Source organism: Streptomyces sp. NPDC127084 (assembly GCF_042724175.1).
In the GTDB taxonomy this organism is placed as follows: Bacteria; Actinomycetota; Actinomycetes; order Streptomycetales; family Streptomycetaceae; genus Streptomyces.
In genome coordinates this window covers 20,158-26,751 of the sequence record NZ_JBHXFA010000016.1, presented here as the reverse complement: position 1 = coordinate 26,751, position 6,594 = coordinate 20,158, and the positions used below count along the sequence as shown (strand labels likewise).

Genomic DNA, 6,594 nt, shown 5'->3' with positions numbered 1-6,594 from the left:
GCCCCGACGCGCCTCCCGCGGCGGGGGCGTCCGCGGTCCCCGCCGGACCCCGTATCCGGTCGTTGGCGCTGCTGCTCCTTGACGAACTGGACTCACTGCCCTCCCCGTTGGCACGGGACGAGCCGGCCTCGCTGGCGGGGATCATCGCCGCCTGCCCTGCCTGGCCTGGGATGTCACCCCCGGAAAGGGCCCTGGGGAGCCTCCAGGACCGCCTGCACGCCGCCTGGGTCGGCCGTGCCGCCGGCTGTCTGCTGGGCAAACCCGTAGAGAAGCTCCCCCTCGCCGGTATCCGCGCCCTGGCCCGCGCCGTGGGCAACTGGCCGCTCGACAGCTGGTTCACCGCGAAGGGTGTCCCCCCGGAGCTGCTCACCGCCTACCCCTGGAACCGCAGGTCCGCGCCGACCTGTCTCGCCGAGAACATCGACGGGATGCCCGAGGACGACGACCTGAACTACCCGCTGCTGAACCTGCTGCTCCTCCAGCGGTACGGGGACGGCTTCGCCACCGCCGACGTGGCCCGGCTGTGGCTGGACGAACTCCCCGCCGCCCGCACCTTCACCGCCGAGCGCGTCGCGTACCGCAATCTGCTCGCCGGGCTGGAACCACCGCTCACCGCCACCCACCACAACCCCTTCCGGGAGTGGATCGGCGCCTCGATCCGGGCCGACGTACACGGCTGGACCCGCCCGGGCGACCCCGCCACCGCCGCGGCCCAGGCGTATCGGGACGCGGCCCTCACCCACTCCGCCAACGGCGTGTACGGCGCGATGTTCACCGCCGCGGCGCTCGCCGACGCCGCGACCGGCCGGGCGGACGTGCACCAGTGCCTGCGCACGGGGCTGCGGGTCGTGCCGCCCGGATCGCGCCTGGCCGGGGCGATCCGCGCCGGGATCGAGACCGCCGGGCGTCACGCCGACTTCGACACCGTGGTGGACCGGCTTCACGCCGCGTTCGGTGGGTACCACTGGGTGCATGTCATCCCCAACACCGCCCTGCTGTGCGCGGCGCTCACCCATGCGGACGGCGACTTCGGCGGCTCCGTCTGCCGGGCCGTATCCGGCGGCTGGGACACCGACTCCAACGGCGCCACCGCCGGTTCGCTCGCAGGGCTGCTCGCCGGGCATCCGGACCGGCTGCCCGAGCGGTGGACCGCCCCGCTCAAGAACCGGCTGGCCACCACCGTAGGCGGTTTCGACGGCACCGGCTTCGACGCCCTCGCCCGCCTCACCGCCGACCTCGTCGCGCGAGCCCCGATCCCTCAGGAGGACGTACGCCCATGACCGGCATCGTGGTGCTCGGCAGCACCAATATGGACCTTGTCGCCTACGTCCCCAGGGCGCCCGAGCGCGGAGAGACCGTGACGGGGCGGGAGTTCCGCACGATTCCCGGTGGCAAGGGCGCGAACCAGGCCGTCGCCGCCGCTCGGGCGGGTGCCGACGTGTCGATGATCGGGGCGGTGGGCTCGGACGATTTCGGCGCCCGGCTACGGGACACCCTGGAGCACTCCGGCGTCGACACCGATCTGCTGCGCACCGTCGACACGGCCTCCGGTACCGCGCATATCGTCGTGGACGACGAGGGCGGCAACGCGATCGTCGTCATCCCGGGCGCCAACGGCACCGTGGACCATCTCACCCCCGGTGACGAGGCTGTGATCGCCGCCGCCGACGCACTGCTGCTCCAGCTCGAACTGCCGCTCGCCGGGGTTCTCGCCGGGGCCGAGGCCGCCCGCCGCCACGGGGTGCGCACCATCCTCACCCCGGCCCCGGCCCAGCCCCTGCCGCCCGAACTCCTCGCGGCCGTCGATCTGCTGGTGCCGAACGAGCACGAGGCGGCCCTGCTCGCCGGCACGGCGGACCCGCACGCCGCCGCCGACGCGCTGCTGCGCCAAGTGCCCGAAGTGGTCGTCACGCTGGGGGCCGAGGGCAGCCTCCATCTGGCCCGCGGCGCGGAGCCGGTGCGGGTGCCCGCCCCCCGGGTGCGCGCGGTCGACACGACGGCGGCGGGCGACACCTTCGTGGGCGCCCTGGCGGTGGCCCTGGTCGAGGGCAGGCCGATGCACGAGGCGATGGTCTGGGCGTCGGCCGCCGCCGCCCTCTCCGTGCAGCGCCCAGGCGCCTCCTCCGCCATGCCCACCCGCCCGGAGATCGACAAGGCCGCGGACGGAGGCGCCGCCCCGGTCCGCTGAACGTGCCGGCCTCTCGTCAGACCAGGTCCGGACCCCCGCAGCCACCGAAGGAGCTTGGAACCCTCATGCACGATCCCGAAGCCGACGGTGCCGCCGCCCCTCATCCCGCCGGGGACGGTCCGCTCGCCGGGCTGCGCGTCCTCGATCTCGCCACCCTCTTCGCCGGGCCGCTCGCCGCCACGATGCTCGGTGACTTCGGCGCCGAGGTCATCAAGGTCGAACACCCGTCCAAGCCCGATCCGTCCCGTGGGCACGGACCCGACAAGGCCGGAGTCGGCCTGTGGTGGAAGCTGCTCGGTCGCAACAAACGCGCCATCACCCTCAATCTGGCCACGCCCGGTGGGCGCGAGACGCTGCTGCGGCTCGCCGCCACGGCGGACGTGGTCGTCGAGAACTTCCGCCCAGGCACCCTGGAGAGGTGGGAGCTCGGCTGGGACGAGCTGAGCGCCGTCAACCCCCGGCTGGTGCTCGCCAGAGTCACCGCCTTCGGGCAGTTCGGGCCGTACTGCCGCCGGCCCGGCTTCGGCACCCTGGCCGAGGCGATGAGCGGCTTCGCCGCCATCACTGGTGAACCCGAAGGGCCGCCGACCCTGCCTCCTTTCGGTCTGGCCGACTCCATCGCGGCCCTGGCCACCTCATACGCCGTGATGACCGCGCTGACCGCGCGTGCCGCGTCCGGTCACGGGCAGGTCGTGGACATGGCCATCATCGAACCGATCCTCACCATGCTCGGCCCCCAGCCCATCTGGTTCGACCAGCTCGGCTATGTGCAGCCGCGCACCGGAAACCGCTCCCTCAACAACGCCCCGCGCAACACCTACCGGACGTCCGACGGTGCCTGGCTCGCGGTCTCCACCTCGGCCCAGTCCGTCGCCGAACGGGTGATGCGGCTGGTGGGGCGGCCCGAGCTGACGCACGAGCCGTGGTTCGCCAGCGGCAGCGGCCGGGCCGAGCACGCCGACGAACTGGACAAGGCGGTGGGCGCCTGGATCGCCCGGCACACCAGCGCCGAGGTACTGGCGGCGTTCGAGCAAGCGGAGGCCGCGGTGGCTCCCGTGTACGACGTCAGGGGCGTGATGGCCGACCCTCAGTACGCCGCGCTGGACGCCATCACCGAGGTCCAGGACCCGGAGCTCGGAACGATCCGGATGCAGAACGTGCTCTTCCGGCTCTCCGCCACCCCCGGCCGGATCCGCTGGGCGGGCCGGCCGCATGGCGCGGACACGGACGCCGTACTCGGCGAGCTCGGGCTTACGCCCGAGCGGATCGCCGCACTGCGCCGCCAAGGCGCGCTATGAGGGCCCGCCGGGGCAATGCCGCCTCCGCCACCGCCACTCCCGCCGCCACCGCGCCTCCCGCAGACACCGCGACTCCCTCCGATACCGCGCCTACCCCGACCACTCCGACTCCCGAAACAACCCCGCTCACCTGGTTGTACGCCCCGGGCGACCACCCCGACGTCGTCCACAAGGCGCTCAACTGCGGCGCCGACGTCGTGATCGTGGACCTCGAGGACGCGGTCCCGCCCGAGCGCAAGGCATACGCCCTCGCCGCGACCGCCGAACTGCTCACCTCCTCCCAGCCCGTACCGGTCCATGTCCGCATCCACGCCGAGCGGGACATCCCTGCACTGGCCGGACTGCCCGGCCTGTCCGCTCTGCGCATCCCCAAGGTGACACACCCCACTGACATCCTGGGTCCGGCGTCGCTCGCCCCGGGCACGGGGCTGTACGCCCTGCTGGAGTCGGCGTCCGGGGTCGAGCACGCGTACGCCATCGCGACCGCGACGCCCGCCGTCCACGGCATCGCCCTCGGCGAGGCCGATCTGCGGGCCGACCTCGGGGTACGGGACGACCGGGGGCTCGACTGGCCGCGCAGCCGCATCGTGGTCGCGGCACGGGCGGCGGGGCTCGCGCCGCCGTCGCAGTCGGTGTTTCCCGACATCCGCGATCTGGACGGCCTCGCGGAGTCGTGTGCCCACGGCCGGGCTGTCGGCTTCCTGGGCCGCGCGGCGATCCACCCGCGGCAGCTCGCGGTCATCGAGCGGGCGTATCTGCCCAGCCCCGAGGAGGTGGAGCAGGCCGAGGAGATCGTCGAGGCGGCTGAGACCGACGCGGGGGCGCTCGCTCTTCCGGACGGCCGCTTCGTCGACGCGGCGGTGGTGGCGACGGCGCACCGCACGCTCTCACTGGCTCGCCGTGGCGCCTGAGCGAGGGCGGCACGAACAGGAGCAGCAGGGGGCAGAGGGCAGGGGCCGGGCCAGGGATCGGCCGGGAATCGGGCCAGGGGCAGAAACGGCGAAGGCCGCCCGACCGTCGTGGTCAAGCGGCCTTCAGGCCCGGAGTCAGCCCTTCCGCGCGGTCTCCGAGTCCGTCGCGTCGCCACGGCGGGCCTTGCCCAGGCCCACGGGTGCGGCGTCCTCGGGGTCCGTCGCCGTGGAGTCGGCGTCGCCGGCGGCGTCGCCGGCGGCCTTCGGGGGCTCCACGACCTCCTCGCGGCCGGGACGCAGCCGCGCCGAGACCACGATGTAGGCCACCGCGAGCGCGAAGACGATGATCGCGGTCCAGACGTTCAGCCGCAGGCCCAGGAACTGGTGCGCCTCGTCCACCCGCATGTACTCGATCCAGGCGCGGCCCGCGCAGTACGCGGCCACATAGAGCGCGAAGGCGCGGCCGTGCCCGAGCTTGAAGCGGCGGTCGGCCCAGATCACCAGCAGGGCGACACCGATGCACCAGAGCGACTCGTAGAGGAAGGTCGGGTGGTACAGACCGGGCTCCCGGTTGACACCCTCGCTGATCTCAAGAGCCCAGGGCAGGTCGGTCTTCTTGCCGTACAGCTCCTGGTTGAACCAGTTGCCCCAGCGCCCGATCGCCTGGGCGAGGGCGATTCCGGGCGCGATGGCGTCGGCGTACGCGGGCAGCGGGATGCCCCGTCTGCGGCAGCCGATCCACGCGCCGACCGCGCCGAGGGAGATCGCGCCCCAGATGCCGAGCCCGCCCTCCCAGATCTTGAAGGCGTCGACCCAGTTCTCACCCTCGCTGAAGTACAGCTGGTAGTCGGTGATCACGTGGTACAGACGGCCGCCGACGAGGCCGAACGGCACCGCCCACACGGCGATGTCGGCCACCGTGCCGGATTTGCCGCCGCGGGCGATCCAGCGCTTGTTGCCGAGCCAGACGGCGACGAAGACACCGATGATGATGCAGAAGGCATAGCCGCGCAGCGGTACCGGTCCGAGATGGATCACACCGGTCGACGGGCTGGGAATGTAGGCAAGGTCCATGGCACCACCGACGCTACCTTGCCGGGCCGGAACCATGGCGACCCGCCGGGCAACGTCTGGGTAACGAGCAGTCGAATGGCAGCTTACGGCCATAAGACCGGAAGCAGCCCCTACGAGGTCCCGGGTGTACTCGGCGGTGCCGAGGCCGTACCGGGCTGCCTGCCTTTGTTCGCCTCGGCGACCCATGTCCTCAGGCTGTCGGGGGTGAGGGGCTCGCCGCCCTTCGCGGGGAAGATCGGCTCGCCGTTGAGCAGCACCGTGGGCGTGCCGCGGTGCCCCGCGGTGTGGAAGGCTTCGGCCGACCTGTTCACCCAGGCGTCGTACGTGCCCTTCTCCACGCAGCCGCGGAAGGCAGGGGTGTCCAGCCCTTCGACCTGCGCGGAGAGTTGGATGAGCTCGGCGTTGTCCCCGAAGGCGTCCTGGGCTTCCGAGGGCTGGTTCTCGAACAGCAGGTCGTGGTATTCGACGAACTTCCCGGCGTCCTGGGCGCACGCCGCCGCGTTGGCGGCGCGCACCGAGCCGGTGCCGCCGAGGTTTCCGTCGATGATGGTGGCGAAGTGGTAGTCGGCCTTGAGCTGCCCCGAGTCCACCAGCTCGTGGATCGCGTCCCGCATCGTGGTCTCGAACTGCGCGCACACCGGGCAGCGGAAGTCCTCCCAGACGGTGAGGGTGGACGGCGCGTCGGCCTTGCCCACGGTGATCGCCGGCTGGTTCCCGCCCGTGGCGCCGCTGGGCGCGGCGACCGGTCCGGTCGGCGGGGCTGTCGTCTCCTTGGTGGACTGGCTGTCCTTGCGCCCCGCGTTGGCGGCGATCACGCCGATGACCGCGGCGAGACCGAGCACGCACACCACGGCCGCGCACACGATCAGCAGGCGCCGCCGCTTCTCGCGCGCCTTGTCCAGCTCACGTCCGCGGACGAGCCGCTCGCGGGCGGCCCGCCTTCCGTCAGGACCATCAGGGTTCTTCTCGCTCACGCCAGAGCAACGAACCGGGGGGGGGGGGGGTGGGCGCCCCCCAGCGCGGGGGGGACGCCCAGGGGGACGGGGGGGGGTGGCGCGCGGGGGGGGGGGGGGGCGCGGCGCCTGGGACCGCCCCGCCCGGCGGCCCCCCCCACCCCCCACAC

General features: G+C 73.1%; 6 protein-coding genes. 4 read left to right on the top strand and 2 right to left on the bottom strand.

Annotated elements, in window-relative coordinates:
• The 4 genes from ACFWI9_RS06310 to ACFWI9_RS06295 all read left to right on the top strand — a co-directional run.
• Window positions 1–1,280: ADP-ribosylglycohydrolase family protein (locus tag ACFWI9_RS06310; RefSeq protein WP_387159355.1), on the top strand; the 1,280-nt coding region annotated here is incomplete at its 5' end.
• A complete protein-coding gene (gene rbsK, locus ACFWI9_RS06305; RefSeq protein WP_387159354.1) occupies window positions 1,277–2,188 on the top strand; it encodes a ribokinase in 912 nt (303 codons plus the stop codon). The genes ACFWI9_RS06310 and rbsK, both read left to right, overlap by 4 nt.
• Window positions 2,189–2,253: 65 nt before the next feature.
• Entirely contained in the window at window positions 2,254–3,486 is a 1,233-nt protein-coding gene (locus ACFWI9_RS06300) for a CaiB/BaiF CoA transferase family protein (RefSeq protein WP_387159353.1), read from the top strand.
• Entirely contained in the window at window positions 3,483–4,397 is a 915-nt protein-coding gene (locus tag ACFWI9_RS06295; RefSeq protein WP_387159352.1) for an HpcH/HpaI aldolase/citrate lyase family protein, read from the top strand. Before ACFWI9_RS06300 ends, ACFWI9_RS06295 begins: the two co-directional genes overlap by 4 nt.
• Window positions 4,398–4,532: 135 nt before the next feature.
• Here ACFWI9_RS06295 and lgt read toward each other — a convergent pair whose 3' ends face one another.
• The gene (gene lgt / locus ACFWI9_RS06290) at window positions 4,533–5,471 is read right to left on the bottom strand and encodes a prolipoprotein diacylglyceryl transferase (RefSeq protein ID WP_387159351.1); all 939 of its coding nucleotides are present in this window, start codon (window positions 5,469–5,471) and stop codon (window positions 4,533–4,535) included.
• A gap of 110 nt (window positions 5,472–5,581) precedes the next feature.
• Window positions 5,582–6,445: a thioredoxin domain-containing protein gene (locus ACFWI9_RS06285; RefSeq protein ID WP_387159350.1), complete on the bottom strand. Its 864-nt coding sequence runs from the start codon at window positions 6,443–6,445 to the stop codon at window positions 5,582–5,584.
• Window positions 6,446–6,594: the final 149 nt, after the last annotated feature.